Source organism: Paenibacillus chondroitinus NBRC 15376 (assembly GCF_004000765.1).
In the GTDB taxonomy this organism is placed as follows: Bacteria; Bacillota; Bacilli; order Paenibacillales; family NBRC-103111; genus Paenibacillus_E; species Paenibacillus_E chondroitinus.
On record NZ_BILW01000012.1, the window covers coordinates 107915 to 134755 of the forward strand.

General features: G+C 46.4%; 26 protein-coding genes and 1 other RNA gene. 18 read left to right on the forward strand and 9 right to left on the reverse strand.

All coding sequences use genetic code 11. The features are described 5' to 3' along the window. The first annotated feature begins 17 nt into the window (after positions 1 to 17). Complete coding sequence (gene xylB / locus PCH02S_RS15685) at positions 18 to 1538, forward strand: xylulokinase (RefSeq protein ID WP_246069110.1); 1521 nt, start codon at positions 18 to 20, stop codon at positions 1536 to 1538. A gap of 73 nt (positions 1539 to 1611) precedes the next feature. Here the strand turns inward: xylB and ssrS are convergent. The 3 genes from ssrS to PCH02S_RS15700 form a co-directional block, all read right to left on the reverse strand. Continuing rightward, positions 1612 to 1793: non-coding RNA, 6S RNA (ssrS, locus tag PCH02S_RS15690), on the reverse strand. Positions 1794 to 1843: 50 nt separating this feature from the next. Continuing rightward, on the reverse strand, positions 1844 to 2677 hold the full coding sequence (locus tag PCH02S_RS15695) for a YesL family protein (RefSeq protein ID WP_127454584.1): 834 nt from the start codon (positions 2675 to 2677) through the stop codon (positions 1844 to 1846). 208 nt (positions 2678 to 2885) lie between these two features. Then, a complete protein-coding gene (locus tag PCH02S_RS15700) occupies positions 2886 to 4493 on the reverse strand; it encodes a DEAD/DEAH box helicase (protein ID WP_127454586.1) in 1608 nt (535 codons plus the stop codon). A gap of 291 nt (positions 4494 to 4784) precedes the next feature. Between PCH02S_RS15700 and PCH02S_RS15705 the strand changes: the two genes are divergently transcribed. The 5 genes from PCH02S_RS15705 (at position 4785) to PCH02S_RS15725 (ending at position 7725) form a co-directional block, all read left to right on the forward strand. Beyond that, positions 4785 to 5321 carry a DUF4178 domain-containing protein gene (locus PCH02S_RS15705; RefSeq protein ID WP_127454588.1) on the forward strand — a complete coding sequence of 179 codons (537 nt, stop codon included), beginning with the start codon at positions 4785 to 4787 and terminating at the stop codon, positions 5319 to 5321. A 51-nt stretch (positions 5322 to 5372) separates the two neighbouring features. Beyond that, positions 5373 to 6062 (forward strand): DUF4247 domain-containing protein, encoded by a 690-nt coding sequence (locus tag PCH02S_RS15710; protein ID WP_127454590.1) that lies wholly within the window; start codon positions 5373 to 5375, stop codon positions 6060 to 6062. Between the two features lie 149 nt (positions 6063 to 6211). After that, complete coding sequence (locus PCH02S_RS15715; RefSeq protein WP_127454592.1) at positions 6212 to 7036, forward strand: YitT family protein; 825 nt, start codon at positions 6212 to 6214, stop codon at positions 7034 to 7036. Between the two features lie 126 nt (positions 7037 to 7162). Then, entirely contained in the window at positions 7163 to 7357 is a 195-nt protein-coding gene (locus PCH02S_RS15720) for a hypothetical protein (protein ID WP_079413795.1), read from the forward strand. A 131-nt stretch (positions 7358 to 7488) separates the two neighbouring features. Beyond that, the gene (locus PCH02S_RS15725; protein ID WP_127454594.1) at positions 7489 to 7725 is read left to right on the forward strand and encodes a Sec-independent protein translocase subunit TatA/TatB; all 237 of its coding nucleotides are present in this window, start codon (positions 7489 to 7491) and stop codon (positions 7723 to 7725) included. Positions 7726 to 7770: 45 nt separating this feature from the next. Here PCH02S_RS15725 and PCH02S_RS15730 read toward each other — a convergent pair whose 3' ends face one another. Beyond that, on the reverse strand, positions 7771 to 8928 hold the full coding sequence (locus tag PCH02S_RS15730; RefSeq protein ID WP_246069101.1) for an MFS transporter: 1158 nt from the start codon (positions 8926 to 8928) through the stop codon (positions 7771 to 7773). 103 nt (positions 8929 to 9031) lie between these two features. On the opposite strand from PCH02S_RS15730, the gene PCH02S_RS15735 reads away from it, so the two are divergent. Both PCH02S_RS15735 and PCH02S_RS15740 read left to right on the forward strand, forming a co-directional pair. Continuing rightward, the gene (locus PCH02S_RS15735) at positions 9032 to 10216 is read left to right on the forward strand and encodes a putative glycoside hydrolase (RefSeq protein WP_127454596.1); all 1185 of its coding nucleotides are present in this window, start codon (positions 9032 to 9034) and stop codon (positions 10214 to 10216) included. A gap of 146 nt (positions 10217 to 10362) precedes the next feature. Beyond that, positions 10363 to 11322 carry a D-2-hydroxyacid dehydrogenase gene (locus tag PCH02S_RS15740; RefSeq protein WP_164819582.1) on the forward strand — a complete coding sequence of 320 codons (960 nt, stop codon included), beginning with the start codon at positions 10363 to 10365 and terminating at the stop codon, positions 11320 to 11322. Positions 11323 to 11381: 59 nt separating this feature from the next. On the opposite strand, the gene serS is transcribed toward PCH02S_RS15740, so the two are convergent. The 5 genes from serS to PCH02S_RS15765 form a co-directional block, all read right to left on the reverse strand. After that, a complete protein-coding gene (gene serS, locus PCH02S_RS15745) occupies positions 11382 to 12665 on the reverse strand; it encodes a serine--tRNA ligase (protein ID WP_127454600.1) in 1284 nt (427 codons plus the stop codon). A 314-nt stretch (positions 12666 to 12979) separates the two neighbouring features. After that, positions 12980 to 13948, reverse strand: coding sequence for a 6-phosphofructokinase (pfkA, locus tag PCH02S_RS15750; protein ID WP_127454602.1), 969 nt, complete (start codon positions 13946 to 13948; stop codon positions 12980 to 12982). 35 nt (positions 13949 to 13983) lie between these two features. After that, complete coding sequence (locus PCH02S_RS15755; protein WP_127454721.1) at positions 13984 to 15009, reverse strand: tetraprenyl-beta-curcumene synthase family protein; 1026 nt, start codon at positions 15007 to 15009, stop codon at positions 13984 to 13986. Positions 15010 to 15040: 31 nt separating this feature from the next. Beyond that, positions 15041 to 15673, reverse strand: coding sequence for a hypothetical protein (locus tag PCH02S_RS15760; RefSeq protein WP_127454604.1), 633 nt, complete (start codon positions 15671 to 15673; stop codon positions 15041 to 15043). A 30-nt stretch (positions 15674 to 15703) separates the two neighbouring features. Next, complete coding sequence (locus tag PCH02S_RS15765) at positions 15704 to 16018, reverse strand: hypothetical protein (protein ID WP_127454606.1); 315 nt, start codon at positions 16016 to 16018, stop codon at positions 15704 to 15706. 182 nt (positions 16019 to 16200) lie between these two features. Here PCH02S_RS15765 and PCH02S_RS15770 point away from each other — a divergent pair, with 182 nt between their 5' ends. The 10 genes from PCH02S_RS15770 (at position 16201) to PCH02S_RS15815 (ending at position 26838) form a co-directional block, all read left to right on the forward strand. After that, a complete protein-coding gene (locus PCH02S_RS15770; RefSeq protein WP_127454608.1) occupies positions 16201 to 17535 on the forward strand; it encodes a multi antimicrobial extrusion protein MatE in 1335 nt (444 codons plus the stop codon). Positions 17536 to 17557: 22 nt separating this feature from the next. After that, complete coding sequence (locus PCH02S_RS15775; protein WP_127454610.1) at positions 17558 to 18736, forward strand: MFS transporter; 1179 nt, start codon at positions 17558 to 17560, stop codon at positions 18734 to 18736. A gap of 24 nt (positions 18737 to 18760) precedes the next feature. After that, positions 18761 to 19453 (forward strand): ABC transporter ATP-binding protein, encoded by a 693-nt coding sequence (locus PCH02S_RS15780; protein ID WP_127454612.1) that lies wholly within the window; start codon positions 18761 to 18763, stop codon positions 19451 to 19453. After that, on the forward strand, positions 19450 to 20799 hold the full coding sequence (locus tag PCH02S_RS15785) for an ABC transporter permease (protein ID WP_127454614.1): 1350 nt from the start codon (positions 19450 to 19452) through the stop codon (positions 20797 to 20799). The genes PCH02S_RS15780 and PCH02S_RS15785 overlap by 4 nt, the downstream gene beginning before the upstream one ends. Before the next feature lie 13 nt (positions 20800 to 20812). After that, positions 20813 to 21916, forward strand: a complete 1104-nt coding sequence (locus tag PCH02S_RS15790; RefSeq protein WP_127454616.1) for an efflux RND transporter periplasmic adaptor subunit — start codon at positions 20813 to 20815, stop codon at positions 21914 to 21916. An 80-nt stretch (positions 21917 to 21996) separates the two neighbouring features. Then, positions 21997 to 22644: a nitroreductase family protein gene (locus tag PCH02S_RS15795; protein WP_127454618.1), complete on the forward strand. Its 648-nt coding sequence runs from the start codon at positions 21997 to 21999 to the stop codon at positions 22642 to 22644. Positions 22645 to 22890: 246 nt separating this feature from the next. Beyond that, positions 22891 to 23991 (forward strand): amidohydrolase/deacetylase family metallohydrolase, encoded by a 1101-nt coding sequence (locus PCH02S_RS15800; protein WP_127454620.1) that lies wholly within the window; start codon positions 22891 to 22893, stop codon positions 23989 to 23991. Further along, positions 23969 to 25072, forward strand: a complete 1104-nt coding sequence (locus tag PCH02S_RS15805; RefSeq protein WP_127454622.1) for a DgaE family pyridoxal phosphate-dependent ammonia lyase — start codon at positions 23969 to 23971, stop codon at positions 25070 to 25072. Before PCH02S_RS15800 ends, PCH02S_RS15805 begins: the two co-directional genes overlap by 23 nt. A gap of 1 nt (position 25073) precedes the next feature. Continuing rightward, entirely contained in the window at positions 25074 to 25829 is a 756-nt protein-coding gene (gene dagF, locus PCH02S_RS15810; protein WP_127454623.1) for a 2-dehydro-3-deoxy-phosphogluconate aldolase, read from the forward strand. Continuing rightward, positions 25822 to 26838 carry a sugar kinase gene (locus tag PCH02S_RS15815; RefSeq protein WP_127454625.1) on the forward strand — a complete coding sequence of 339 codons (1017 nt, stop codon included), beginning with the start codon at positions 25822 to 25824 and terminating at the stop codon, positions 26836 to 26838. Before dagF ends, PCH02S_RS15815 begins: the two co-directional genes overlap by 8 nt. Positions 26839 to 26841 lie beyond the last annotated feature (3 nt).

Sequence of the window (26841 nt, forward strand, 5' to 3'; positions counted from 1 at the left end):
TGCATATGTCGTATTTTATGGGGTTAGATTTAGGAACTTCTGCAGTTAAATGTATTCTTGTAGATGACTCAGGTAACGTCGTTGGAAGCCATAGCGTTGAGTATCCGCTTCAACAGCCGCATCCCGGTTGGGCAGAGCAGCATCCTGAGGACTGGTGGAACGCCACCGTCGAGGGGATCCGCGCGCTCTTAACGAAAACAAACATCCCTGGCAGCGATGTTGCAGGTATTGGCTTTTCCGGCCAGATGCACGGGTCGGTCTTCCTTGACGAGGCGCAGCAGGTCATCCGACCTGCGCTGCTCTGGTGCGACCAGCGCACGGCCGAGCAGTGCGCTTACATCGAGTCGACCGTCGGCGAAGCCGAACTCGGCCGACTTACAGGCAATCGGGCGCTGACCGGCTTCACCGCGCCCAAGGTCATTTGGCTCCGGCAGCATGAGCCGGAGAATTACGCACGCGTTCGGCATCTGCTGCTGCCGAAGGACTACGTCAGGCTGCGCCTGACGGGCGCGTTCGGCATGGACATGGCCGACGCAAGCGGCACGCTGCTGCTGGACGTCGCGCACCGCAGCTGGTCGCAAACCGTCGCCGAGCGGTTGGAGATTCCGCTCGAGTGGCTGCCGCCGCTCTTTGAGTCCGGCGACGTAGCCGGCCACCTGCTGCCGGAAGCAGCCAGCCTGACCGGCCTAACCGCAGGCACGCCGATCGTAGCCGGCGGCGGAGACCAAGCATGCGGCGCCGTTGGTGTTGGCGTCGTCCGCCAAGGCATCGCGTCGGTGGCGCTCGGCACGTCCGGTGTCGTCTTCGTTCACGACGACACGTATCAAGTGGATGAAGCGTATCGGCTTCATTCCTTCTGTCACGGTGTGCCTGGCAAATGGCACCGCATGGGGGTTATGCTGGCGGCCGGCGGCTCGTTCCAGTGGTGGCGCAACCACTTCGCGCACGAAGAGCTTGAGCGTGCGCAGCAGGAAGGCAAAGACGTCTACGAGATCTTGACGTCTGAGGCTTCCACTGCTCCCTTAGGCAGCGAAGGCTTGCTGTTCCTGCCCTACTTGTCCGGGGAGCGGACGCCGCACCCAGACCCCAAAGCCCGCGGCGCCTTCATCGGCCTGAATCTCAGACATGGCAAAGCGCATCTGACCCGCGCCGTTCTTGAAGGCATTACGTTTGGGCTGCGCGACTCTCTTCAACTAATCAGGGAGTCCGGCGTCGAGGTGACCGAACTTCGCGTGAACGGCGGCGGTGCTAGAAGCCCGTTCTGGCGTCAAATGATTGCCGACATCTTCGGAATCCCTGTTGTCACCGTTAATTCTACAGACGGGCCTGCTTATGGCGCTGCCATCATGGCTGCTTCAGGAGTCCTTGGAGAGGACATTACTTCGCTTTGTGAGAAATGGATCCAAGTCACAGATCGTGTAGAGCCGAATATAGATAATCAAAATAAATATGAAGCTTATTATCAAATTTACCGCGGCCTATACGGCACGCTGCAAAACACTTTCCACCAATTAACCGACCTTGCCGGTCAATCCTAATTGTAAGAACTGAAAAAGCGGTTGAACAGGAAACCTTCCTGATCAACCGCTTTATTTGTATAATAGAGACGCAAAGAAACCCGCCTATGCCGTCCGGTTTTTGTGCTTCAAACCCGCTCTCGCAGGTGGGTGTCCGCAGAAGTGTATTTGAGGTCCCCTTTCGAGGGCATGTCAGCCACACTTCGATTTAGGTCTCCCTAGAAACAGTCATTGGTTTAAAACAACTTAAAACCGTTACGTACATCGCAGGATTCTTTTGTAGTTCTTATTATAGTGCTGTACCGGCTGATAATCAACTGGTAGCTTTATTCTCTATTCTTTTCGTCATTTTTATGCAGACTAACCGTAGAATTTCTAGTTTCTGTTTCTTCTTCGACCAAATCTTCCGAGTTAGCTTCAGCCTCAGCTTCTTCAAGCTTCTGCTGCTCTTTCTCTTCGAGTTCCTGCTGCTTAATTTGCAGTTTCGTAAAACTGCGATTAAACTGCCAGAATGAAAAGGTTGCCATAATGCTTCCCATGAAGAATACAACAAGGAAGAAATTAAACTTCGTAACACAAATGTAGAAAATAGCTCCATTACAAAGCAGCAATACGATGGAGTTGATTGGATTTCCAATGGAAATCAAGACGGAATTTTTCAAAATCTGAAAGATCTTCATATGCAGGTGAACCATGATGGAAAAGAAATTAAATAAGGAAATGATCATGATGACCGTGAATGCAATGAACAAAACGGCCAATATTTTGAGCGAACTTCCTTGTTTTAAGTAAAAGAAGTAATTCACGCTAATGATGACGAAGATGAGAACAAAGAAAATACCGCCGACCATACTTTGCACGTAATTTTCTTTATATCCGCGAAAAAATGTTTTCAGCAAAGGCACATCTTCTTCTCCAGTAACCCATTTCCTAGCAACTGCGAACATGGCAGTAGTCGCCGGGAATAAAGTAAACGGTGCCAAAATTGCGATGATCGGTAACATGGCTTTCAGCCCATCAGGAGAGGGACTAACCAAACCCATAAAACCAAAAAAGAAAACCGGAATTGAACACAAAATCCATAAAAGATTGATCACCGATAAACGCATGATCCATTCTGATATTTTGTAAAGTCCTCCCATTACTCCTCTAAACTCCAAACCCGCTTCCTCCTTAGCGTTTCCTTCAGGAAACTTTCTACGTTGATAGTCCATAAGTCATCAAAAAGCTTGTCTAGCCAACCTTGGTTTAATTATAGCCTATTTTTGAACATTAAGGTAGACGTCTAGTCATTCTAGGTTCTTCAACGATTGAAAAAAGGCGAAGATCCTTCAAGGATCTCCGCCATTATTTTGTGGGTGTAACCCCTTATTTATTTACCAAAGTGTCTTCGCTTTTACGAGGAGCTCTGGAACGATCGCGGTTGCCCGGATTGTTGCTTCCGTATTCACGGTTTCTGGAAGAAGAGCTGCGTCCTTCTCCGCCTTCTCTGTTTGAACCGTAATCTCTACCGCCATCTTTTCGCGGGTAACGGGAGTTGGAGCTGCCGGAACCGGAGCCGTATCCGCCACCTTGGCGACGATCTCCTGAACCGGAACCATATCCGCCACCAACGCGTCGGCCTGAGCTGCGCACGTCGAATTTTTTCTTTCTAGCACGGATTGGATCTTCCGGAGTCAACTCAATATTCAGTTCTTTTTTGTCGCCTGTCAAAAGCTTCATAGCTGCCGCAAGCAAGTTAACAGAATCATATTGCTCAAGCATTTGGATAGCCAAACCTTTGAATTCGAATTGTGCATCATTTTGAAGCACATCAAGAATACGCTCAGCTGTCATTTTTTGCTTGCCTTCGATCGCTTCTGCCAAGCTAGGCAATGGCTTTTTGCTAATTTTATGACGAGTAACTTTCTCGATGAAGTGCAAGTGATCGATTTCTCTTGGTGTTACGAACGTCCAAGCTGTACCTTCTTTACCAGCACGTCCTGTACGACCGATACGGTGAACGTAGCTTTCCGGATCTTGCGGAAGGTCAAAGTTGATAACATGCGTTACGCCGGACACGTCAAGTCCACGAGCCGCTACATCCGTAGCAACGAGCACGTCGATGCTTCCGTCACGGAATTTTCTCATCACATTATCACGTTGATTTTGGGACAAATCACCGTGTAAACCCTCTGCAGCATAACCTCTTTTTTGTAGAGCTTCCGCTAATTCATCAACGCGGCGTTTCGTACGTCCGAAGATGATGGCCAGTTCCGGAGCTTCCATATCAAGCAAGCGGCTTAACGCTTCGAATTTTTGTTTTTCGTGCAATTCGATATACGCTTGATCAATCAGCGGTGCGCTGACTTGTTTCGGGATCACCGATACATGCTCAGGATTACGCAGGAACTGCTGCGCCAATCTCTGGATGTTCGTTGGCATCGTTGCTGAGAACAGCATCGTGTGGCGCTCTTCCGGAACAAGCTTCAAGATGGATTGAATATCATCCATGAAGCCCATGTCTAGCATTTCATCTGCTTCATCCAAGATAACCGTTTGAACATCATCAAGCTTAATCGTTTTGCGATTAATATGGTCAAGTAAACGACCAGGCGTACCGATAATGATTTGAGGTTTCTTTTTAAGTGCACGAATTTGTTTTACAATATCCTGTCCACCGTAAATAGGTAAGGAACGAATGCCTTTGAAACGGCCGAGTTTCTCAATCTCTTCCGCAACCTGGATGGCAAGTTCCCGTGTTGGACACATAATAAGAGCGGAAATACGCTCTTCTTTCATATTAATTTTGTGGATTAGCGGGATACCGAAAGCTGCTGTTTTACCAGTACCGGTTTGTGCTTGACCGATCAAATCTCGGCCTTCCATGGCTAACGGAATCGTTTTTTCTTGAATCGGTGTGGATTCTTCAAACCCCATCTCCGTTACCGCACGTAGAATCGCCGGCTCTAAACCAAACTCCTGAAATGTTTTCAAATAAATTCAATCTCCTTTTGTACAGGGCAGGCTAATGCCTTGTATCTTTTTTACCCTTAAGTACGACTTCCTATCCGTGTCTATAGTTTCTTGGTGGATAACATTTCGATTCATCATCTTCCATGATCCAATGGGCCGCCCTTAAGAACATCTAAAGTATTATAGCACAAGTTATATGCACAATGCCAGAGGCTGCTTTCATGAACACATCGAATGATGAGAACGAAACCTTAAGCATAAGCTAAACGTATTACAGGTAAGAACAACATTCGGAACAGAGGAGCGTTTTTAATGTCCATATTTAAACGTGTAAGCAATATTTTGCGAAGCCAGAAACAAATACCGGAAACACCCCCTGCCGGCAACCCGCTTGAAGACGCCAAAGTTGGGGATATTGTAAATGTAGACTTAGAGGAATACGTCATATCCGGTAAAGTCGTTTATTTTGACCGCGGTTTTGCTCCGCATCGCTACGCCTATTATTTGCAAAGCGGCAGAAATATTCAGTGTCTGATTGTGGAAAAAGGACGAACCTATGATTGCTTCCTATGCAGCTTTGTTGAAGGAGCACTTGATGATCCCAATGATGTCCCTACACGGCTTGAATTAGATGACGATTTGACGTTCGACTTGGAGTTTCATCGTAATGATGTTACGCGGACGGAAGGAAATACCGATTTCCGAAGTGGTGATGACGTCATCTTCTGGCGCTACTTCGGCCCTGATCGCAGGTTCTTCTTCCTTCAATGGCAAGATGGCAAGTTTATCGCTGCCGAAGGAGAGCGGACACCGGGGAATCAGATTAAATTTTTGAAATCGACGCATTAATCCACCTGTGATATCATTTAGTCATACCCCAAAAGGAGGGTTTACTGTAAAGTGAAAAGATGGACCTCATGGCTTTCCTTCTTATTGATCATCGCCCTTCTGACCGGGTGTGGCGCTGATGCCGTAAGATATATCAAAGATGAGTACCCGCTTGTCAGTGTAGAAGGTAAAGGAACTAACCTTTCTAAAGTATATTTGGTTGAAGGGAAAAATGTCCCTGCTGTTGCAACTGAACTAGCCGCGAAAGAGTCACCGAAAGAAAAGAGCAAGGAATCGGAAGATCAAATGTTCCTTGTTTATAGCGATAAAGTCATTAACATTCAGAAAGATCCGAATGAAAGCAAGAACACCCTGGTTCAGGTAGATAGTATTGAATATGCAAAAACGCATTATGATTCTTCCTTCTTACAAGGTTTTTTGACAGCGGCCTTATTGCAGAACCTCTTCGGAGGAAGCTGGTTCAATAATAAAGGGTCTTACGATTATCGAGGCTATACGAAGACGCCGACCTATAATGCAGGTTCTGGCAAGGCTACTACGCCGACTACCGATACCTCCAAGGATAAGAAACCGACTACGTCGGATCGGACGGGAACTTTCAAAAGCGGGACGGCAAATCCCAGCTCAGGCAGCTCCTCTACGTCTCGCAAAAACGACGGCTCAACGCCTAGTAAAGTAACGAAGCCTTCAACCAGTAAGCCACGCACATCAAAGAAAACAGGCTCCTTCAAAAGGCGCTAGTCACTTGGGAAAAGCTGTTGTCCACGAAATGGACACAGCTTTTTTATTTCTGTTTATTTTAATTAAACATTGGTTAAATAAAGATTGAAGTTTTGAAAGAATGAATTATACTTGCATTATGCTGCATACTATTTTAGAGGTGATTTTTTTTGAAAAAAGCGCTGGATGCCATCATCATTTTAGTTGGCGCTCTGCTTGTCGCGGTTGGCTTCAACATGTTTCTCATCCCTCACCAGCTGCTTAGCGGCGGGGTGTCGGGATTCGCCATGATTATCGGGTATTTTACGAACTGGAACATCGGCTTATTATATTTAATTTTTAACCTGCCCCTCATGATATGGGGAATGATTGTGATCGGCCGCAGATTCATTATGATCAGCGTCGCATCTGTCATTTTAACCTCATGGCTGATGCAGATCCTGCCTACGAGTTATGTGGCGCAGGAACCTATTCTTGGCGCAGTGTTCGGCGGTGTATTAATCGGGATCGGAAGCGGTATCACCTTAAGGATTGGCGGTTCCACCGGCGGCTTTGATATTGTAGGCTTGATTTTAACCCGCAAATTTGATTTTCCACTGGGTACGATTATCTCCGGTATGAACGGTATCGTTATTGTCGCTCTCGGTTATTTTAAAAATAATTGGGACCTCGCCCTCTTCTCCATGTTAGCCATCTATATCTGTGGGAAAGTCGTCGATACGGTACATATTCGCCATGTTAAGGTGACGGCGTTCATCGTTACGAAACAGAAGGATGAGTTGACTCATGAGCTGCTGCAGCTTCCCAGAGGCGTCACACTAGTAAAAACAGAAGGCGCTTATACGAAACAACAACATGATATGCTCATGACCGTCACAACTCGCTATGAGCTCGCTGAGCTAAAACGAATTATTAAGAAAATAGATCCAAAAGCGTTCGTAAATATCGTTGAAACCGTTGGTGTCGTTGGCGAATTCCGCAAGCTGAAGTCGTAAATCGTGTAACCAGCCTCTTTCATCCAGATTAAATTGTGTTATAATGATTGTAATTTCATATAGTTCTGGTTTCATCGTGAGTGGTTCAGGCGTAGTTCTTATTCTAATCTTATGATTGGAAGGGTGATGCTTGTGGAAACAGTCAAATTATCCAGGATTGTAATGAAATTAACACCCGAGTTGTACCCCTTCTTAACCAGCTGTGAGCTGGACTCTGAGATCGTCCTTCGGTTTGGTATCGAGGCGCTCGAGGCGGAAGATGTCATGGAGATTATTCAATTCAGCATTTCGGAACATCATAAAGACGCCCTTTATCATTAAGGGGCGTCTTTTTCTGCGAATGCACATTTTTTTACAACATTGTTATTCAGTTTGTAATAATTAGGCTATATAGGTTATTATAATAACATGATATAATAGTGCATAAAGATAAATTATTGGAGGTGTCTAGCATGGGAGCATTATCTCCTTGGCACATCATCTTAATCGCAATTGTTGCCCTTCTCTTGTTCGGGCCTAATAAACTGCCTGAACTTGGCAGAGGTTTTGGCAAAATGTTTCGTGAATTCAAAGATGCAACGAGTGGGAACGGCGGTAACAATACATCTGATGATCAGCCTGTACCGGTTCGTAAAGAGATCAATCCTGCTGAAGTCAAGAATGCAGAGACAGGTCAGATAAACAAATAATAAAAAGCACCCGGTAATATTTTTCTACAGGGTGCTTTTATTTTTTTAATTTCTGCTGCGTATAACGGTCTGTGTACCTAGGAACATCACCGCGGCGATAGCCGACATGACGGTCGCGAACACGTACATGCTGGCGCCTCCCCACTGTTCACTTAACCAGCCCCCTATGGAACCTCCGATGATTCCTGCTAGCCCCATGAACACCATGGCAAGTATGGATTGTCCCGTTGATCCGAACTGCTCCGGCAGCAATCGAACGACATATTGTACGGCGACAATCCATAACACGGCGAAGGTGAGCATTTGTGTCACTTGCAGGCCGATTAACACCCAAGGGTCGGTAATCACCGAATAAAGAATCCAACGGATTGTATAAATAATCGCAACAATTCCAAGAATGGTCAGCTCATGATAGCGGTGGATGTAGCGATTAATTAAGGCAAATACAGGAATTTCGCTGCAGGCCGCAATCGCCCATGCCCAGCTTACCATCGAATCCGTGGCACCCAATTTATTGAGATATAAGCCCAGTAGTGCATCATTCATACGATGCGGGATCGAAATAATCAAGATCATTAACATAAACCACAGGAAGCTTTTACTTTTAAAAATAATGCTAATAGCACTTAGGGTAATACGTTGCCCGCTGCTCTTCTCATCCTTAATAAAGGCTAGAAGCAGAAATGGAAAAATCCACAATACCCAATAAAAATAAGGCATTTTGGCTACCCCGCCTAATTGATCCAGCAGCAGCCCCGAAATTAGTGCAACCCCCGAGAAACCGATGGAGCCCCACACCCGAACTGAGCCATAAGACATTCCACGAACAGCCGTTGATTTCACGACCAAATTATCAATGAGTGGGATCGATGGCAGCAAAAAGAAATACAGCAGAAGGATGAAGCCTAATGTAAGTCCGAATCCACTCGTTAAAAAAAGACCGATGCTGCCCAATAAAGATAGCACCCACAACAGAAATACAATATTTTTCACGGAATTGAATCTATCGCTTACATAGCCCCAAAAGGGTTGAGCGAATATCGAGATAAAGGGGCCAATCATCATTAACAGTCCAATTTCTGCTGCTGTGTAGCCTTTCGTTTGCAAATATAAGGGTAAATAGGGCATTAAGATTGCACTTGAAGCATAGTAAAAAAAGTTAACTCCCGACAAAGATACAATTTGCTTATCAAGTTTCAACAACGACTACCTTCTTTCTACAACTCTCAACAAATTTCCTCTGTGCGGAGCTTGCTGCTTGCTTTATAATAAAGCAGAGAACAAGATTGGAGAGGACTTATACATCATGGAAATTTTACTTGCTTCACTTGCCCTGATTTGGGGCAATGTTACTGCCGCTAACCCTGACGCAAGCTTCGAGCAGCTCGTACAAGCATCTTTGGACGCTAAAAATGCCGTAGCAATCGTTCAACCAGCCCCTGCAAACGATCCAACTGATCCTCTCGCCCCAGTAAACAAACTAGATCCGCAAAAAGACGCACCCAAGGTTAAAGGTATCTATGCGACTGCGCATAGCGCAGGAGGTTCCCGTCTCAATACGCTTGTGAAATTAATGGACGACACGGAACTGAACGCCATGGTTATCGACGTCAAAGACGATTGGGGTTACATCACGTGGGAAACAGGCAATCCAGAGCTGGACGCAATGGGTACCACCCAGAAAATCATTGGCAATATGCCCGGTCTCATGACTACGCTTAATGAACATAACATTTATCCCATTGCACGCATCGTAGTTTTCAAGGACACCGTTCTTGCCAAAAAGAAACCGGAACTCTCTTTCGTTAACCCTGACGGCACGGTTTGGGGCAATGGCAAAAATCCGCCGGACAGCTTCGTAAATCCATATAACAAAGAAGTATGGGATTACAATATTGCTGTCGCCAAAGAAGCCGTCAAAGCCGGTTTCAAAGAAATTCAGTTCGACTACGTCCGCTTTCCGGAAGGCTTCGAGAAAAGGGCAGACACACTCAAATACACCAAAGATGATCGTCCTCGCATCGATGCTGTCGCTTCTTTCGTCAAATATGCCAAAGAACAATTGCAGCCGCTTGGTGTACGTGTTTCCGTTGATATTTTCGGATATGCCGCATCGGTACCGGCAGCTGAAGGGATTGGACAAGATTTCGAGAAAATTTCTCAAAATGTCGATGTCATTTCCCCGATGATTTATCCGAGTCATTATAGTACGGGCTGGTTTGGCGCTAAAGTACCAGATGCCGCTCCATATGTGACAATTAACGGTGCATCGAAGGATACAACGAAGAAATTAGAAGCCATTGACAAAAAAGGTTGGAAACCCGTCGTTCGCCCGTGGATTCAAGATTTCACCGCCTCATGGGTACAGGGTTACATTAAATACGGCCCACATGAGGTACAAGAACAAATTCGCGCACTGAAAGATAATGGCGTAGACGAATTCTTGCTTTGGAACGCTAATAACAACTACACACCTAATGTTAGTTATTAATCAAGGAAACACCCTGAGGCTATGTACCTCAGGGTGTTTTATCGTATAATCAAGAATATGTTACCAGATTTGATGCCAAGCTGTACACAAAAAGTTATACAAAAGCGAACAGCAATAACATGAGATACTCTGAAGGAGTTGAAGTAATGAAAATTGTCGCCATTACGGATATGGATCTGTCCTTGATGCAGGAGCAGATGCCACAAGATCTAAAGGACCGCACCCAGTTTCAATGGTTTAGATCTTCAAAAGATGCTCAAGAACATATTGCTGATGCTGAAGTCATCATTACAGCCGGCCGGATTAATCCGGAATACGCTACAAGAGAAAAAGCCCCTAAACTCAAATGGATGCAAACCTTATCCGCCGGGGTGGACAAGCTGCCGTTACAGGAGTTGGCAGATCGCCAAATCCCGCTAACTAACGCACGCGGAGTACATACGATTCAAATGAGTGAGTTCACGCTCAGTCTTATGCTTCAGTGGGTGCGTAAATCCAACAAGCTGTATGAATGCCAGCTTCAGAAAGAATGGTATCAACGCATCTCCGTCGGCGAGCTTGCCGGTAAAACGCTAGGCATTGTTGGAGCCGGCGCCATTGGTGAAGCCGTCGCCCGCAAAGCGAAAGCTTTTGATATGTCGGTCATCGGTCTGAATCGCTCAGGTACGCCACAACCCGGCTATGATCAAACGCTCAGCGGCGATGAGGGGCTTCGCAGTCTGCTTGCCCAGAGCGATTTCGTTGTTCTGCTTCTTCCTAGCACTCCGAAAACACGCGGTTTAATTACGAAAGAACATCTAAGCCTAATGAAGGAGAGCGCCTTTCTGATCAATCTGGCTCGAGGCGACGTAATTGATGAAGGCGCATTGACGCTTATGCTGCAGGAAGGCAAGCTCGCCGGAGCAGCGCTCGATGTTTTCGAGCAAGAGCCTTTGCCAGCGACTTCTCCCCTCTGGAGTATGGCGAACGTAATCGTCACTCCGCATATTGCAGGTTCATCCTCGCATTATACAGAGCGTGTATCTGCGATCTTTTATCATAATTTGCGGGCGCTCTTGGACGGTGGAGAAATGATGAACTTGGTGAACGTTCACGAAGGCTATTAAACCATAAACGCACCTTCATCTAACGGAATTGCTTCCGAAAGATAAGGTGCGTTTTATCGTTATTTGGCAGTTATCGCTTGTAATCCCCTCATATAGGGACGAAGAGCCGCAGGAAGATAGATCGAGCCATCCGCTTGTTGATGGTTTTCAAGTAGGGGAATCAGAATACGCGGTGTGGCTACAGCTGTATTGTTCAGTGTGTAACAGTAGTGCAGTTCGCCATTCTGATCCCGGTAACGCAGTCCGCTTCGGCGTGCTTGAAAATCAAGCAGGCTTGACGACGAATGCGTCTCGCCATAAGCATTACGGCTTGGCATCCATGTTTCGATATCGTACTGCTTATAGTTTTTGGCTCCCATATCACCCGCACACACGGCAACAATTCGATAGGGCAGCTCCAATAGATCCAGAATATCTTCCGCATTTCGCGTGATCTGCTCCAACATGAGATTCGCCGTCTCCGGATCATTTCGGCAAATAATGACCTGCTCAACCTTCGCAAATTGATGAACGCGATACAATCCACGCACATCCCTACCCGCCGAACCAGCCTCCTTACGAAAGCAATTCGATACGGCTGCCAGCTGAACAGCGCCTTCCGAGAGATCTACGATTTCATTCGCATAGTACGAAACAAGCGGGCCTTCCGAAGTACCTGCTAACCATTTGTTCTCATCCTGCAGCTCATAGGTCTGATCCTTGCCTGCCGGAAAGAACGCTGCGTTCACCAGTGTTTCTTCACGAACCATCAACGGTACATCCATGACCGTAAAACCACGATCCGTTAACAAATCAATGGCCAGCTGTTGAACCGCCCGGTGTAAATACAATCCCATACCTTTGAGGTAATAATTGCGGGTTCCCGCTACTTTTACACCTCTTGATATATCTAGAATGTCTAGATCTTCCCCGATTTGCAGATGATCGCGAGGCTCGAAAAAAAATGATGTTGGCTCTCTTACGATTTTCACGACGACATTGTCTTGATCCGTAGCGCCTTCAGGTGTGTCAGGCGAAGCAAGATTCGGCACTGCCAGCATGAGCACTTTGAACCTTTCCTCATAATGCGCAAGCTCCTCTTCGTCCGCTGCCAGGCTTACATTCCAGCTTCGAACCTGATCCTTCAGCTTATCGGCCTCCGCTCGGTTCTTCTCAGCCATTAATGTTGCAATTTGTGCAGTAGCTCGATTACGCTCTGCTCGAAGCAAATCAACACGATGCTGCATCTGCCTCTTTTTCTCTTCTACTTCGAGAAGCTCTTCCAAGGGACATGTCATTCCCTTTCGCTTGGCAGCTTCTTTCACCTGATCTTGATTGTTGCGAATCCATTTGATATCCAACATTTTCCGTCACCGCTTCCTTTTCGATTATGAGAAAAAGACAAAAACGCCCCTGTCCGAATTGGGACGAGGAGCGTTCTGCTCGCGGTGCCACCCAACTTGATGACGGCAATATCTTGCCATCATCCGCTTGGTTCCGCGATAACGGGCGGTGCCGGTTTACTTAGAGAGAGTCGATGCTTATTCAGTCATCAGCCGATCCGATCATAAACGTCTCCGAGTTGGATGCTCTTCATAGACATAATGTCGCTTTGTACGTTGTTCGCTATTATAGACGAAGTCAACCCTCAGGTCAATAGGCTCTCTGCTTACTGAGCTTATTGGGATAAACGACTTGCCAATTCATACAGCTCTGTGTTGAATTCACGCTTCGTATTAACAACCAAGTCGATATCCGTAGCAACTAATTCGCCTTTGATGACACCGCAAGCTTTGGAAGAATCGCCTTCCATCAGTCTGCGAACGGCAAAATCACCAAGACGGCTTGCCAAGATACGGTCGTTATGCGTTGGTGTTCCACCACGTTGGATGTGACCCAGAACGGTAACACGCGGCTCAATTCCGACTACCTCATTGATTTGCTTCGCAACTCCTTCGCCAGTACCTGCTCCTTCAGCGATCAGGATAATACTGTGACGTTTGCCATGAGAGAAGTTGTCTTTCATACGGTTAGCCACTTCGCAGATGTCAACTTCAACCTCTGGAACGATGATGGTTTCCGCACCGCTGGCTAATCCCGCATAAAGCGCAATTTCTCCGCAGTGGCGGCCCATAACTTCTACAACGGATGAACGCTCGTGGGAGGTCATGGTGTCGCGAAGCTTATTAATCGCATCCACGACGATACTTACCGCTGTATCGAAACCGATCGTGAAGTCTGTAAACGGAATGTCATTATCGATTGTCCCTGGCAGCCCCATCGTTTTGATACCCAGTTTACTTAGTTTGTTGGCTCCTTGGTAGGACCCGTCCCCACCGATAACAACCAAGCCGTCAATCCCGCGTTTACGCAGGTTATCCGCCCCGATTTGTTGGCCTTCCGGAGTCAAAAATTCTTTGCAACGTGCTGTCTGCAGGATCGTTCCGCCACGTTGAATGATATCTCCAACGCTTCTAAGATCCATTTTGCGAATATCATCGTTGATTAAGCCATGATAGCCACGTTGCACGGCATAAACTTCAAGTCCATGGAACAATGCGCTTCTGACAACCGCACGAACCGCTGCATTCATTCCCTGGGAGTCTCCACCGCTTGTTAAAACTGCAATTGATTTTACTGCTGACATTTCAATTTCCTCCTTCAAATTCTTGTGAATGACATTCATGATGTCGTACGGATATACATGCTATTTAGCCAGAAAAACAACCGGGTTAACGGACTATTTTTCATAAGACGCTTGGATATGTTTTTTACTTGCTGTTGTCCATTCACTTTAGGGTCTGACAAGTAGAGCGCGAGCAAACCTTCGATTATCATACGATGAAATCGCGGATGTTCCAAGAACAAAATTTTGCTGCGCGCTTCCTGCACGATAAATGCAATCCTCTCAACCGTGTCCTCCATAGAGCTATAATAGCTGCAGAAGTTCAGGTCTCCACCAAGAACATCTTCTTCCTGATCAATTAAATAATCAAGCAAGATATGCAGCCCGCAAACGTAAGGAAAATACGCCTCGCGAATCGCCTCCACCTGCTTGTCATTCAACTGCGTATCGCATGCCGCCAAGAACAGCATAAACATCCCTAAAGTCGACCCCGTAGCTGCCGCAAATTCATTCCAATCAATCTGGCGATAACGATGATGGTGAAGTTTCCACCACTGTTGAAGCTCGGGTTCTCGCATATCTTTGCGGATATGCTTGTACACTTGCAAATCGCAGTATAAACCAACGAAATCCCGTACCTGATCCGCGACTTGTCCATAAGACGGCAGCAAATCGATACAGGATTGGCACTTCACAACAAGATCCCTCAAATAGTTGCCGTCCTCTTTCTCCTGTCTGTACGCGTAATAATCATGCAGAGGTTTGGAAGGATCTACGGCATCAAGCATCGATTGATGCAATTGTCGGAAATCTTGAGGATCTAAGGAAGTGCTGCGATCGCATAAATTATCTAGATAATCACTGATCGTCTGAAAAGCAACGATAAGCGGTATTAGTACATGACGCATCGACAAATTGGCAGCCGCATAGACGGCGCCGCCCTGACAATGAAACTTCTTCGTTGCTATGCTGGCTAAAGCTTGCGTACGCAGTTCAGTATCTGGAATGTTCTCCGCTTTTGTTTTCCAAATGGAAAGCTGTTCGCCTACATCCGGTAAAATGTACCGATATACCCTGAGCATTAAGCGTAGTGGACCTTGCGGAACCTTCGTACTACTTCTGTCCAATTGCTTCAAGCAGACTTCCTCCACAACTTTGTTCATAGCAATATTGCAGCAGCAGCTGCATTTCATAACGTTGGATATGTCTCAGCCAGCTATCGACTGTTGAATTTTGAACCAGGGATACCTGAAGTTCCACCACGTCAATAAAAACACATGGGTTCCATACAGGAGAAGTAATCAGCACTTCCAGCTTCTGGCGCAACGCCTCGTTGTCTAGATCCGCCAAGTCTTTCACACTTAAATAATCTCTTACGCAGGCAATTAAATTCGAAAAAATAGGATGATGACCGACGTCATTAAACCAATATTTCGCATTGCTATAATCGCCTTCCATCCGGTGCATAAGAGCATGCCAATAGCTGCCTGTCGCATTTGTAATTTCCTGGGCAATATCGTGCGACTTGTCGAGACTTTCATTCAGTAAATAAAGACCCGCTTTGATAGCCAATCCATACATCTCTTGCTCTGGATTCCCTTGGCTCATAGTAACAGGTAACATCGCTTCAATGTTCGCATCCATGGCTAAATCCCATTCTTCAATTGGATATAAGGCAGGCAGATGCTCCAAGAGCGGCTTCGCTATAGCTTCCAGCCAGTCTGTACCATCTTTATTGCTATGCATGCCAGTCACTCTCCCTTTCATTAGACGAACTTAATGGTGGGTCTTCGCTTCCAAATCCTGATTAATCCGGAACCAAAGGTGAAGATCATTTATAATCGATGCCAAATCAGCAATTTCGGAATTCAAACGACAGGAAGTTATAAAATCATCTTCTTGATCCAACTGGTTTTGTTTACGAATAATGACGCTTTCCAGCTTCATGATCCGATCGGGGATAACTCCTCGAATTTGTTCCCACTGAAACAGGATTTCAACACGCACATCAGAGGGATAAGAATCCCAATCTTGTTCTAAAGCTGGCGTCTCGATACCAAGTCTGGCATCGTATTGAAAATAGCAGCTCATTCTTCTGAATTACCTCCTTGCAGTAAAAACATGCTGCGATAGTTCAAGAAACATTCTACCTTTAAATGTATCACTTCAAACCTTGGGTTTCCAGTTAAAATTGTATGTCAACAATATTTCATTTTCTGGTATACTTAAATAACGTTTTTAGAAGGGACATATTGGTTAGGAGAGATACAGAAATGACCGCTTCAGCTGTGAAAAGAACGATCTCATGGAATCAGCTTATCTCCTTTTTTCTCCCCCTCGGTCTTTCCGCAACGTTAGTTACCCTCTCGCACGTTATCATTAACAGCACACTTGCCCGGGCTGATAATCCCGAATTGGTCATTGCCAGCTATGCGCTGCCACTAAGTTTGTTAGGCATAACCGAGAGACCCGCTGTTCTGCTAAGACAAGCATGTTCTACCCTCGTCAGGGACCGCATCTCATTTCGAGCCATGGCAGCAGTCAGCTCTTATGTATTTGCTTGTATCATCCTTCTTGGTCTCATTATATGCTACACGCCGGTCGGAGAGTGGGTATTTCTTTACTTCTTTGGCGTCGAACCCGAGTTGTTGGACTCTACGATCAGTGTTTATCGTATTTTAATGTATGTTAGCATTTTTTCCGGACTGCGGTGTTTATTCCATGGCATTATTATTTTTAATATGCGGACCAAATGGTTAACCATCGGCATGGGTGTTCGAATTGTCGCTATGTATTTATTATCGTTATATTTTATCACAACCGATAATGTCTCTAGCGGGCGAGTTGGCGCTATTATTTTTCTAATGGGCATGGTCATTGAAGCTTTAGTAGCCATCTGGGAAGGCACCAGCTTGCTAAAAAAAGTTATTCCTGAGAAGGTGCCCGGCCATCCCGTTGAAACCAAGAAGCAAATTTTCAGCTTCTATAAGCCGCTTTTGTACTCATCTATCATCGCCGTCATCATTGGACCTTCTATTAATGCGATCTTAGGAAAAACAACGCACATCCACCTTGCCATATCTTCTTTTGCGATTGCCGGCTCTTTGACGCAGCTGGTTTTAAGTTTTTTCTCTTATATTCATCAAATCGTGTTGAACTTCTATCGCAAAGATGCACAATCCGTGCTGCGGTTTGTCTTTGTTCTTAGCTTTATTCCCGGAACTCTCATCGCTATTCTTGCTTATACACCTCTTGGGCCTTGGTTTATGTCCCATGTGATGGGTGTTAATGCTGAACTCATGCGAGCCAGCTTGCATGCTATGCGTATCTTTATGATTATGACATTAGTATTCCCTTGGCTGGATTATATGAACGGAATTATCATGCTCAGAGGACAAACGAAAATAATGGTTTTCTCGCAATCGGCAAATGCTACGATCACGGTCTTAACCCTTTTCATCTCTATTTGGGCAGTACCCGACTGGAATGGAATGATTGGCGCATTAGCACAATCCATTGGCACGTTGGCCGAATTGCTGGTCGTAGTTTACGTGCTCAAACGCACAGCCGAAGAAGCGCAGCCAACCCTATCTCCAAAAAATTTGTAGCGAAAACGAGTGATAACCATCTATGAGTACGTCTAATCTTATAAAGTCACAACATCGCCTGCTTCGATTGTTCACATTCTCCTTTTTTATGACAATGGGCATCGTCGTCACTTTTTTCCCCCTGTATTTTGATTACAAAGGATATTCCAAGCTTCAAATTGGCTTGCTTTATGCCATTGGGCCGCTGATTGGAATCGCAACAAATTTATTGTGGGGTTTCTTGAGCGACCGTTTTCAAACCGTCAAAAAAATCATGATCATTCTGATCATCGGCCAGCTCATCACGGCCATCTTAGTGTTTACTGCGGGATGGTTTTCCCTGCTGTACATTTGTTTAGCGATGTTTTTCTTCTTTCAACAGCCGGTTAATTCGCTCAATGACAGCCAACTCATGTTGAGCATTCGGGCAAGCGGCAAAAGCTACGCCTCTTTTCGTGTGTGGGGCTCCATCGGATTCGCTGTATCCGCCGGAGGCTTTGGTTTGCTGCTTAGACATTACGGGACAGGCCTCACGCCAATTCTGTGTCTGTTCACCATTACTTGCACGTTAATCCTTGTTTTCTTCTTAAAGGACGCGCGTCAAAGTGGCAAAAAAATGGCTTTAGGCGGCATGCTAAGCATTCTGCGTTCGAAGAAGTTTGTCTGGTTCTTAACCTTGATCATCATTCTGTCAGTCTCTCACCGTTTTAATGATGGCTTCCTTGCCCTCTATATGCGGCAGCTCGGCGCCCCTGACTCTGTGATTGGTTATGCTTGGATGGCTTCCGCACTAAGTGAAATCCCCATGTTCTTCTTTCTCAGCAAGCATGGGCATCGGTTCAAAGAATTGCCGCTTCTGGCCTTTGCGGGAATTATTTACGCTTTGCGCTTTTTCATTATGGGATCTATCCATAATCCCGTTTGGATCATCGGCGTTCAGCTGCTGCATAGCTTAACATTCGGCGTATTCCTCATAACGGCCAATCGTTATTTGAGCCAAATTATACCCGATGAATACCGCTCGTCCGGGCAAGCGATTTTTGCTGTGGCTTGGTCAAGCATTGCTGGATTAATCAGCGGCATGTTGGGCGGCTGGATTTATGACGCTCTGGGGGGAAGCACGGTTTACCTCATTGCCGGCTGTTTATCCATCGTGGCAGCAATCGGTTTCCTTGCTACGCATCTATTCCAAAACGATGAGCGTTTGCCGGGCAGCAGATAGTTTTTTATTGAAGGGATTGATTACGTGTTAGCCATTGAACGGTTATCTCACAGTTTCCGCACTGGGCAAGAGGATACCCCCGTTTTGCATGAACTAAGTTTCCGGGTAGAGCAAGGCGAAATGGTCGCTTTGCTCGGGAGCTCAGGCTCCGGGAAATCGACACTGCTAAATTTAATGGCGGGCTTAATGAAGCCCACTCGAGGTAGTATTAGCATCGCAGGACAGGCGATTGAGAAAATGAGCGAAAACCGCTTGGCGGAATTTCGAAGGACGCATATCGGCTTCATTTTCCAATCTTATGAATTAATAGCACATTTAACCGTACGCGAAAACGTTGAGCTGCCCCTCGTCTTTCAAAGTGTAGCCGCCTCAGAACGCAAACAACGAGCCATGGCGCTTCTGCAACAAGTGGGTATCGGTGATAAATCGGATTTATTTCCTTCACAGTTATCCGGCGGACAGCAGCAGCGTGTCAGTATCGCTCGTTCCCTCATTACGAAACCTGCCATCGTTTTTGCTGACGAACCTACTGGTAATTTAGATACGAAGACGGAAGGCGAAATCATTGATTTACTCATTGATTTAAATGAGAATTCGGGCATCACCTTCGTGATCGTTACTCACGAACACGAAGTAGCGCGCCGTACACGGCGGATTTTACAGCTTCGCGACGGATACTTGCTGGAAGGAAATGAGCAGGACGGTGAGACCGGATGAAGCTTAAAGATTACGTTCGACTTGGCTGGGACCAACTGCAGCGGCGTAAAGTCGTCACAGCCTTATGTACCGTAGGAATCGCCATCGGTTCAGCTTCCATTATGGTGGCGCTCGGCTTCGGAGAATCCATTCAGCATTACAGCCAGAAACAAATGAGCTTTTATCTCAAAACAGATGAAATTACAATTACAGAGCAGAACAATGACCCGAACAGCCAGCCTAAACTAACAACAAGCAAGCTCGAACTCATTCGTACTTTTCCACATGTGAAATCCGTTGCTAGTTTTCAAGACTTAGGACAATTCAGCTTCACGGTTGATGATGGCAAACAAAGTTACCTTCATCTTATTGCCACTGAACTAAGCGCGCTGGAAGATTTCGACTCCAAATTTGGGCAAGGCGGCGCTACGAATCAAGACAATCACATTGTGCTCAATTACGGGGCGACCCTCGGTGTTATGGATTCCAAGACGATAGAGACCAGAAATAAGCTGATGCAGCAAAATCCAACCAAGGAGCAGGCTGAAACTTACCGTCAAATGGGCGCAATTCCGTATCCACTTTATCAAAAGCAATTGTTGCTCAAAGCAAATAACTACCAAGACCAATCTGGAGGGAATTCGGGTACAAGCTTGGCTGAACCAAGAGAAGTGACACTGCGGGTTACTGGCATTCTGAAAAAACCGGATGGTTTGCCTGACTCCATGCTGCAAGGGAACAAAACGGCTTACGTATCCCCACAAACCGGCCAGAAAATGTTGGAGGCACTGAACAAGTCGGCCCAAAACGGTCGCGTTCAATATTCGGAAGTGAAAGTGAAAATTGACAATAGCGTCAACGTCAAGCAAGTAGATGAGTGGATAAAGAAACTTCAGCTCAACACGCAAACCAATTTATACCAAGAGGATCGGATGAAAGGCGAATTCGTTATCGTTCGGTTGCTGCTCACGGGTGTCGGTCTTTTCGTGCTATTCGTAGCCTCGATTTCCATTGTAGTTGCTATGACGATGTCCACGCATCAACGCCGAAGACAGATTGGCATCATGAAGGTGCTGGGTGCGAATTTAAAACAAATCCGCAACATGTTTATCGTGGAATCATCGCTATTAGGCATGTTAGGCGGCCTTGTAGGTATACTGCTTTCCTATTGGGTTATATGGGGAATTAATCTGATCATCATCCGATTCGGATCTAATTCCGGAGAGCCCGCTGAAATTTTATTCATTTCCTTTTGGATTCTTCCAGTTGGCATGTTTTTCGCTGTGATGACCGGCGTTCTATCAGGACTATATCCCGCTATTAAAGCATCGCGCACGGACGCGTTGACAGCTATTAAACGAGAATAGGAGTTTGCCTAGAATGAGGAAAAAGAAAACATGGATGCTGCTAATCACAGCGCTCTTAATCTGCGGGATTAGCGGCTTTTTATACATATCCAGCCATCCCCAAGCCATGAAGAGAGCAAATACGGACAACACCGCCTCTCCAAGCGCACTGCTATTTAAAGTAACCAAAGAGGACCTGGTCAACAGTGTTGAAGTAAAAGGAAAGTCGTCCTATGAGAAGGAAACACGAGTCTATGCACCGTTTGGCGGTGAAATTAAAGCATGGCAGATCGCTGACGGGGCTCAAGTTAAAAAGGGACAGCTGCTGTTCGAACTAGACGCCACACCGTTGAAAAGTGAAATTGCAGCTCTGCAATCCAATTTGAAAAAGCAGAAGCTCGAGGCTGATCTTGCGAACTTCAAAGCAGCTGGACCGGAAGGGGAAACATCCAGCACTCCGGTTGGCGCTGTTAGTGAGGATGATTCCCGGTCACGATTTGCCGCTTCCGAAGGACGCAGAATCCAGGAGCAGTTGAATCAGGTCAACGATGAGTCCATTCAACTGCAGCTGGCAAAAAAGCAAGAGAAAGTGGAGCAAGCCGCTTTTGTTTCACCTGAGGACGGCATCTTCTTGTTCGAGGATTCCGCCAAAATCCCCAAGTCTGTCGAGGAAAGCGTACGAATCGGTAAAATCGTGGATTTGACGAAGCTGCAGCTCGTTTGTACCGTAGGCGAGTTTGACGTTTTCCGGATTAAGCCGGGGATGCCCGTCCAAGTCAAAGTTGAAGCCCTGAAACAGAAAAAGCTGCAAGGCAAGGTTGAGAAGGTTTCCAAATTTGCCAAAACCGGCACGGATCAAGGTTCGGCTTCCGCGCAATTCGAGGTAACGATTTCCCTGGAACCGGATGAGCAGCTTATCGCAGGACTCAGTCTTTCCGGCACAATTGAGACTGAGAAAAAAAGCGGAGCAACGGTCGTTCCCACGCTTGCTGTGAATCATGAGAAAGATATTTATTACGTCATGTTGCAGACCCCGCAAGGCATAGAACGCCGTGAAATTGAGATCGGCTTGGAAACACCTGAGAAAACGGAGGTCCTCAAGGGGCTCCAAGAGGGAGATACGGTTGTGCTGCAGTGACAACTGTTTTATACTATACTCTTAGGACCAAGTAATAATGATGACGAAAATGATGCAGCAAAGGCAGGTAATTGTTTTATATGAATTATGAGGATTTTAAATCTATTGTGTTAGAGCGCCGCAGCGTTCGGAATTTTACAGAGCAGGAAGTCGCGACCGAAGATATTCGTGAAATTATCGACTGTGCCCGCTATGCGCCAAGCGATACGAACTCCCAAACGTGGAAGTTTATTGCGATACGAAATACGGAAAAGATTAAACATATCGAACAACTAACCTGGGATCAGCTTCACCTCAGGGCGTCTGAAGCCGAGCAGAAAGGCCTTTCCCGAGAAGCACGCCTTCTTGTGAAATCATTCGGACCCTATGCTACTGCGTTTTCCAACGCTCCCGTGCTGATCATTTGCTTAGCAACACCGTACGAGTCGAAGTTCCGTGAGCGGATTTTTGATCCGATTGAGCTTGTTGAGGATGCGGTGTGGGCGGAGGAAGGCATCAAGAGCTCCTGCTTAGCCTCGCAGAATCTGATGCTTGCCGCGCATGCCAGAGGTCTCGCGACATGTCCGATGACGGGCCCTGTTTTGCTGGCCCAAGATCAAATTCGCGAATATCTGAACATTCCGGAAGAATGTCAGATCAATATGGTTATTTCCCTTGGTCATCCGAAGGAACGCCCGGGCAAATTGGCCCGCAAAGAAATTGATGATATTCTCCAAATCATCGACTAAGATGAAGGAGCTGCCGCTATTCGCGGACAGCTTCTTTTTCTTATATGCGAGCACATCAACATGCCAAAATTACCACCACAAACATTATAACGTTATATTTACTTAAATAAATCAATATGCTATTCTAACATTATAACGTTATATTCAATTATACAATTTACAACCTTCTCCTACATATTAGGAGACCTTAGAAGGAAGACTTAGTGAAAGCGTTCATAATTCGAGTTATGGAAAAAGGTGACAGGCATGCAGGAGCGGTTCGTCCTACACAATGTTAAGCAAGTAAACGGAGAATTTCTGGATATTGTCATTGAAGGCGGAAAAATTGCGGAGTTGACGAGTCCCGGACAAGGACAAGGCAAACAGATCGTTGACTATTCAGGTGCCTATGTTTCAAGCGGCTGGATCGATATGCACGTTCATGCCTTCCCTGCCTTTGATCCCTATGGCGATGAAATCGATGAAATCGGCGTCAAGCAAGGTGTTACAACAATTGTTGATGCCGGAAGCTGTGGAGCTGACCGTATCGCCGAACTAGCAGCAAGCAGACAAAATGCGCTAACAAACTTGTTTGCTTTTTTGAACATTTCGCATATCGGTTTACAAAGGATCGACGAATTATCCGATATGTCATGGATTAACCAAGAGAAGGTTGTTGATGCAGTCAAGAACTATGAAGACTTCATCGTCGGTTTGAAGGCAAGAATCAGCAAAAGTGTTGTTCGCGATTCCCGCATTGAGCCTTTGCGTGCAGCACGTGCGCTTTCAGCAGCGACCGGTCTTTCTTTAATGGTTCATATCGGTTCTGGACCGCCGAGCATTGAAGAAGTTGTTTCGCTTTTGGAAAAGAAAGATATCATTACCCATTATTTGAATGGGAAGGCTAATAATCTTTTTGATGACAGCGGCAAACCTCTGCAAGTCCTTACGAAAGCAATTGAAAGAGGCGTTCATCTGGACGTCGGACACGGTACAGCCAGCTTTTCATTCAAAGTTGCCGAAGCCGCGAAAAAGCATCACATCGGTTTGGACACGATCTCAACGGATATTTATCGTGGGAATCGTTTGAAAGGGCCTGTTTTTAGTATGTCCAATGTGCTGACGAAATTTCTGTATTTGGGCTATACGCTTGAGGAAGTCATTGCTGCGGTGACTACGCATGCTGCAAATTGGCTGAACAAACCGGAGCTTGGCCGCATTCAAGTTGGAGATACAGCAAATCTCACTCTGTTTACCGTGCAGAATGAAAAGATTCAACTCACGGACTCTGAAGGAGACACACGTACGGCGGAACAAAGAATTCAATCTAAAGGAGTAGTTGTAAATGGCGCTCTCATTAAATGCTAAATACGGTCTTAAACGTGTCATCAATGCCAGTGGACGTATGAGTATTCTCGGGGTATCCGCTCCGACCGACACCGTTATGGAAGCCATGAAACATGGCGGACAAAATTACGTTGAAATTGCAGATCTGGTTGATAAAGCCGGTGACTACATCGCCAAAATCCTTGGCTCCGAAGCTGCCGTTGTCGTCAACTCGGCATCCAGCGGCATCGCGCTTTCCGTAGCAGCCGTAGTAACCCAAGGGAATCGTCGAGCAAGCGAGCGGCTGCATCAGGACCCTATTGCCAAACGTGATATCATCATTCTCAAAGGTCACAACGTACAATACGGCGCCCCTGTTGAAACCATGGTTTACCTTGGTGGCGGCAGACTCGTCGAAGTTGGCTACGCCAATGAAGGGAAAGCCGAACATATTGAAGACGCGATTAACGAAAATACGGCCGCCATTCTTTATGTGAAATCTCATCATGCTGTCCAAAAAAACATGATTTCCGTTGAAGAAGCCTGGGATATTGCGCAGCGAAATAACGTACCGCTCATCGTAGATGCGGCTGCGGAAGAAGATATTCAAAAGTATGTAAAATACTCCGATTTGGCCATTTACAGCGGTTCCAAAGCCATTGAAGGCCCTACTTCAGGTATTGTCGGCGGCAAACGCACCTATATTGAGTGGCTTAAAGTTCAGCTGCACGGCATTGGCCGGAGCATGAAAGTCGGCAAGGAAACTTCCTTCGGCTTGCTTCAAGCACTTGATGAGTATGGCGTTAAAGCAGACAAAAGCGAGCAAGAAAAAGCAGCTTTGCAAGTGCTAATGCCGCTTGGCGAATTAAAAGGCATTAAAGTGACGATTGTTCAAGATGAAGCAGGCCGCGCTATTTTCCGCGGACGCATTCAAATTGATCCGGAGCAAGCTGGAACGACAGCGAAAGAAGTCGTAAATGGGCTTCGCGAAGGTGAAATCGCCATCTATACCCGTGATTATGGGGTAAGACAAGGCTATTTTGATATCGATCCACGTCCGCTTCAAGGCGATGACATTGAGGTTATCGCTGCTCAAATACGCAAATTAGCAGGAGGTCAATAATATGTCCAACATGGCAAAAAGATTGTATAAAGGCCGCGCAGCGCTAAACGTGCTCGCTAACTCCGTTGAAAATGCAAAAGAAGTTTTCGAAGCAGCTGAAGGTTACGTGCTTGTCGGCGTTCTTTCGAAAGACTACCCAACCGTTGAGACAGCCGTTGCCGCAATGAAAGAATACGGCAAAGCGATTGACGAAGCCGTATCCATCGGTCTGGGCGCAGGCGACAATCGCCAAGCTACTGTTGTTGCAGCGATTGCCAAGCATTACCCGGGGACTCACATCAACCAGGTGTTCCCTGCCGTTGGGGCAACACGCGCTAATCTTGGCGAGCAAGACAGCTGGATCAACAGCTTGGTCTCTCCTACCGGCCGCGTCGGCTATGTGAACATCTCAACAGGTCCTGTAAGCGCGGCTCAACCTGAGCACGCTATCGTACCTGTTAAAACCGCTATCGCACTTGTTCGCGACATGGGCGGGAATGCCCTCAAGTATTTCCCGATGAACGGCTTGAGCCGTGAAGACGAGCTTCGTGCCGTTGCACAAGCTTGCGGCGAAGAAGGTTTTGCTCTTGAGCCAACCGGCGGCATCGACATGGAAAACTTTGAAACGATCCTGCGCATCGCGTTGGAAGCGAAAGTTCCACAAGTGATCCCTCATGTGTATTCATCAATTATTGATAAAGCTACAGGAAAAACAAATACATCCGATGTACGCGAACTGCTCAGCATCATGAAGAAGCTGGTTGATCAACATGGCTAAGCGAATTGCTGCTTTTGGAGAGGTTATGATGCGCCTGCAGGTGCCAGGTTATGAACTCTTGTCTCAAGCCAGCTCGCTTAACTACACGTTCTCTGGCACAGGGGTGAATATCAGCTCCGCGCTTGCTCGCTTCGGGCATGCCGGGTTCCTGATCTCCAGATTGCCGTCCAACCCAGTAGGAGATGCTGCAGAAGCTTACTTACGTAAACTAGGCATCAACTCGTCGATGATTACTCGAGGCGGCAACTATGTCGGCATGTACTTTTTAGAAAATGGTTTCGGTGCGCGGCCCAGCCGCGTCACGTATTCCAACCGGCAGGAAAGCAGTTTCAATACCGCCCCGGAAAACACTTATAATTTTGCTGAAATTGCTAAAAATATCGATATGATCCATTTCTGCGGGATTACTCTCGCCATGAATGATAATGTACGCCAGCATATGAAGGCCTTGGCCAAACAAGTTAAAGCTAACGGCGGCACGGTTGTTTTCGATTGCAATTATCGTCCGGCCCATTGGGGTGAAGGCGGTTACGCGAAAGCAAAACCTCATTACGAGGACATGCTGCAGCTTGCTGACATTGTCATGATGAATGAGAAAGATGCCATATATATCCTGGGCATGCATACCGATCAAACCGAACGTCAAGATCAGCTGATGGAACTGATTCCAGCCGTTGCAGACAAATATCAGATCGCTGTCATTGCAGGAACGCATCGTCATATCAACAGTGACAACACCCATTCACTGCGTGGATTTATTTATAAAAATCAGTCGTTCACCTTTTCTAATCTCCTCACATTTTCTATCTATGATAGAATTGGTGCTGGAGATGCCTACACAAGCGGTATCGTACATGGGGAAATCCAAGGATTTTCACCTGATAAGACAGTCGGGTTTGCAGCTGCCGCCAGCATGCTCGCACATACCATTGTTGGCGATACGCCTATGTCATCGGAAAGCGATATCCTGCGTGCGATGACGGAAGTTGTGGGCGATGTAGAAAGGTAGTGA

What these genes read in the sequence shown, in the direction of transcription:
- PCH02S_RS15770 (WP_127454608.1), top strand. Translation starts at nt 16,201, where the DNA reads ATGACCGCTTCAGCTGTGAAAAGAACGATCTCATGGAATCAGCTTATC.
- PCH02S_RS15775 (WP_127454610.1), top strand. Translation starts at nt 17,558, where the DNA reads ATGAGTACGTCTAATCTTATAAAGTCACAACATCGCCTGCTTCGATTG.
- PCH02S_RS15790 (WP_127454616.1), top strand. Translation starts at nt 20,813, where the DNA reads ATGAGGAAAAAGAAAACATGGATGCTGCTAATCACAGCGCTCTTAATC.
- PCH02S_RS15735 (WP_127454596.1), top strand. Translation starts at nt 9,032, where the DNA reads ATGGAAATTTTACTTGCTTCACTTGCCCTGATTTGGGGCAATGTTACT.
- pfkA (WP_127454602.1), bottom strand. Translation starts at nt 13,948, where the DNA reads ATGTCAGCAGTAAAATCAATTGCAGTTTTAACAAGCGGTGGAGACTCC.
- PCH02S_RS15760 (WP_127454604.1), bottom strand. Translation starts at nt 15,673, where the DNA reads ATGCATAGCAATAAAGATGGTACAGACTGGCTGGAAGCTATAGCGAAG.
- PCH02S_RS15725 (WP_127454594.1), top strand. Translation starts at nt 7,489, where the DNA reads ATGGGAGCATTATCTCCTTGGCACATCATCTTAATCGCAATTGTTGCC.
- serS (WP_127454600.1), bottom strand. Translation starts at nt 12,665, where the DNA reads ATGTTGGATATCAAATGGATTCGCAACAATCAAGATCAGGTGAAAGAA.
- PCH02S_RS15805 (WP_127454622.1), top strand. Translation starts at nt 23,969, where the DNA reads ATGGCGCTCTCATTAAATGCTAAATACGGTCTTAAACGTGTCATCAAT.
- PCH02S_RS15765 (WP_127454606.1), bottom strand. Translation starts at nt 16,018, where the DNA reads ATGAGCTGCTATTTTCAATACGATGCCAGACTTGGTATCGAGACGCCA.
- PCH02S_RS15755 (WP_127454721.1), bottom strand. Translation starts at nt 15,009, where the DNA reads ATGCTCAGGGTATATCGGTACATTTTACCGGATGTAGGCGAACAGCTT.
- PCH02S_RS15705 (WP_127454588.1), top strand. Translation starts at nt 4,785, where the DNA reads ATGTCCATATTTAAACGTGTAAGCAATATTTTGCGAAGCCAGAAACAA.
- PCH02S_RS15815 (WP_127454625.1), top strand. Translation starts at nt 25,822, where the DNA reads ATGGCTAAGCGAATTGCTGCTTTTGGAGAGGTTATGATGCGCCTGCAG.
- PCH02S_RS15740 (WP_164819582.1), top strand. Translation starts at nt 10,363, where the DNA reads ATGAAAATTGTCGCCATTACGGATATGGATCTGTCCTTGATGCAGGAG.
- xylB (WP_246069110.1), top strand. Translation starts at nt 18, where the DNA reads ATGGGGTTAGATTTAGGAACTTCTGCAGTTAAATGTATTCTTGTAGAT.
- PCH02S_RS15800 (WP_127454620.1), top strand. Translation starts at nt 22,891, where the DNA reads ATGCAGGAGCGGTTCGTCCTACACAATGTTAAGCAAGTAAACGGAGAA.
- PCH02S_RS15795 (WP_127454618.1), top strand. Translation starts at nt 21,997, where the DNA reads ATGAATTATGAGGATTTTAAATCTATTGTGTTAGAGCGCCGCAGCGTT.
- PCH02S_RS15720 (WP_079413795.1), top strand. Translation starts at nt 7,163, where the DNA reads ATGCTTGTGGAAACAGTCAAATTATCCAGGATTGTAATGAAATTAACA.
- PCH02S_RS15785 (WP_127454614.1), top strand. Translation starts at nt 19,450, where the DNA reads ATGAAGCTTAAAGATTACGTTCGACTTGGCTGGGACCAACTGCAGCGG.
- dagF (WP_127454623.1), top strand. Translation starts at nt 25,074, where the DNA reads ATGTCCAACATGGCAAAAAGATTGTATAAAGGCCGCGCAGCGCTAAAC.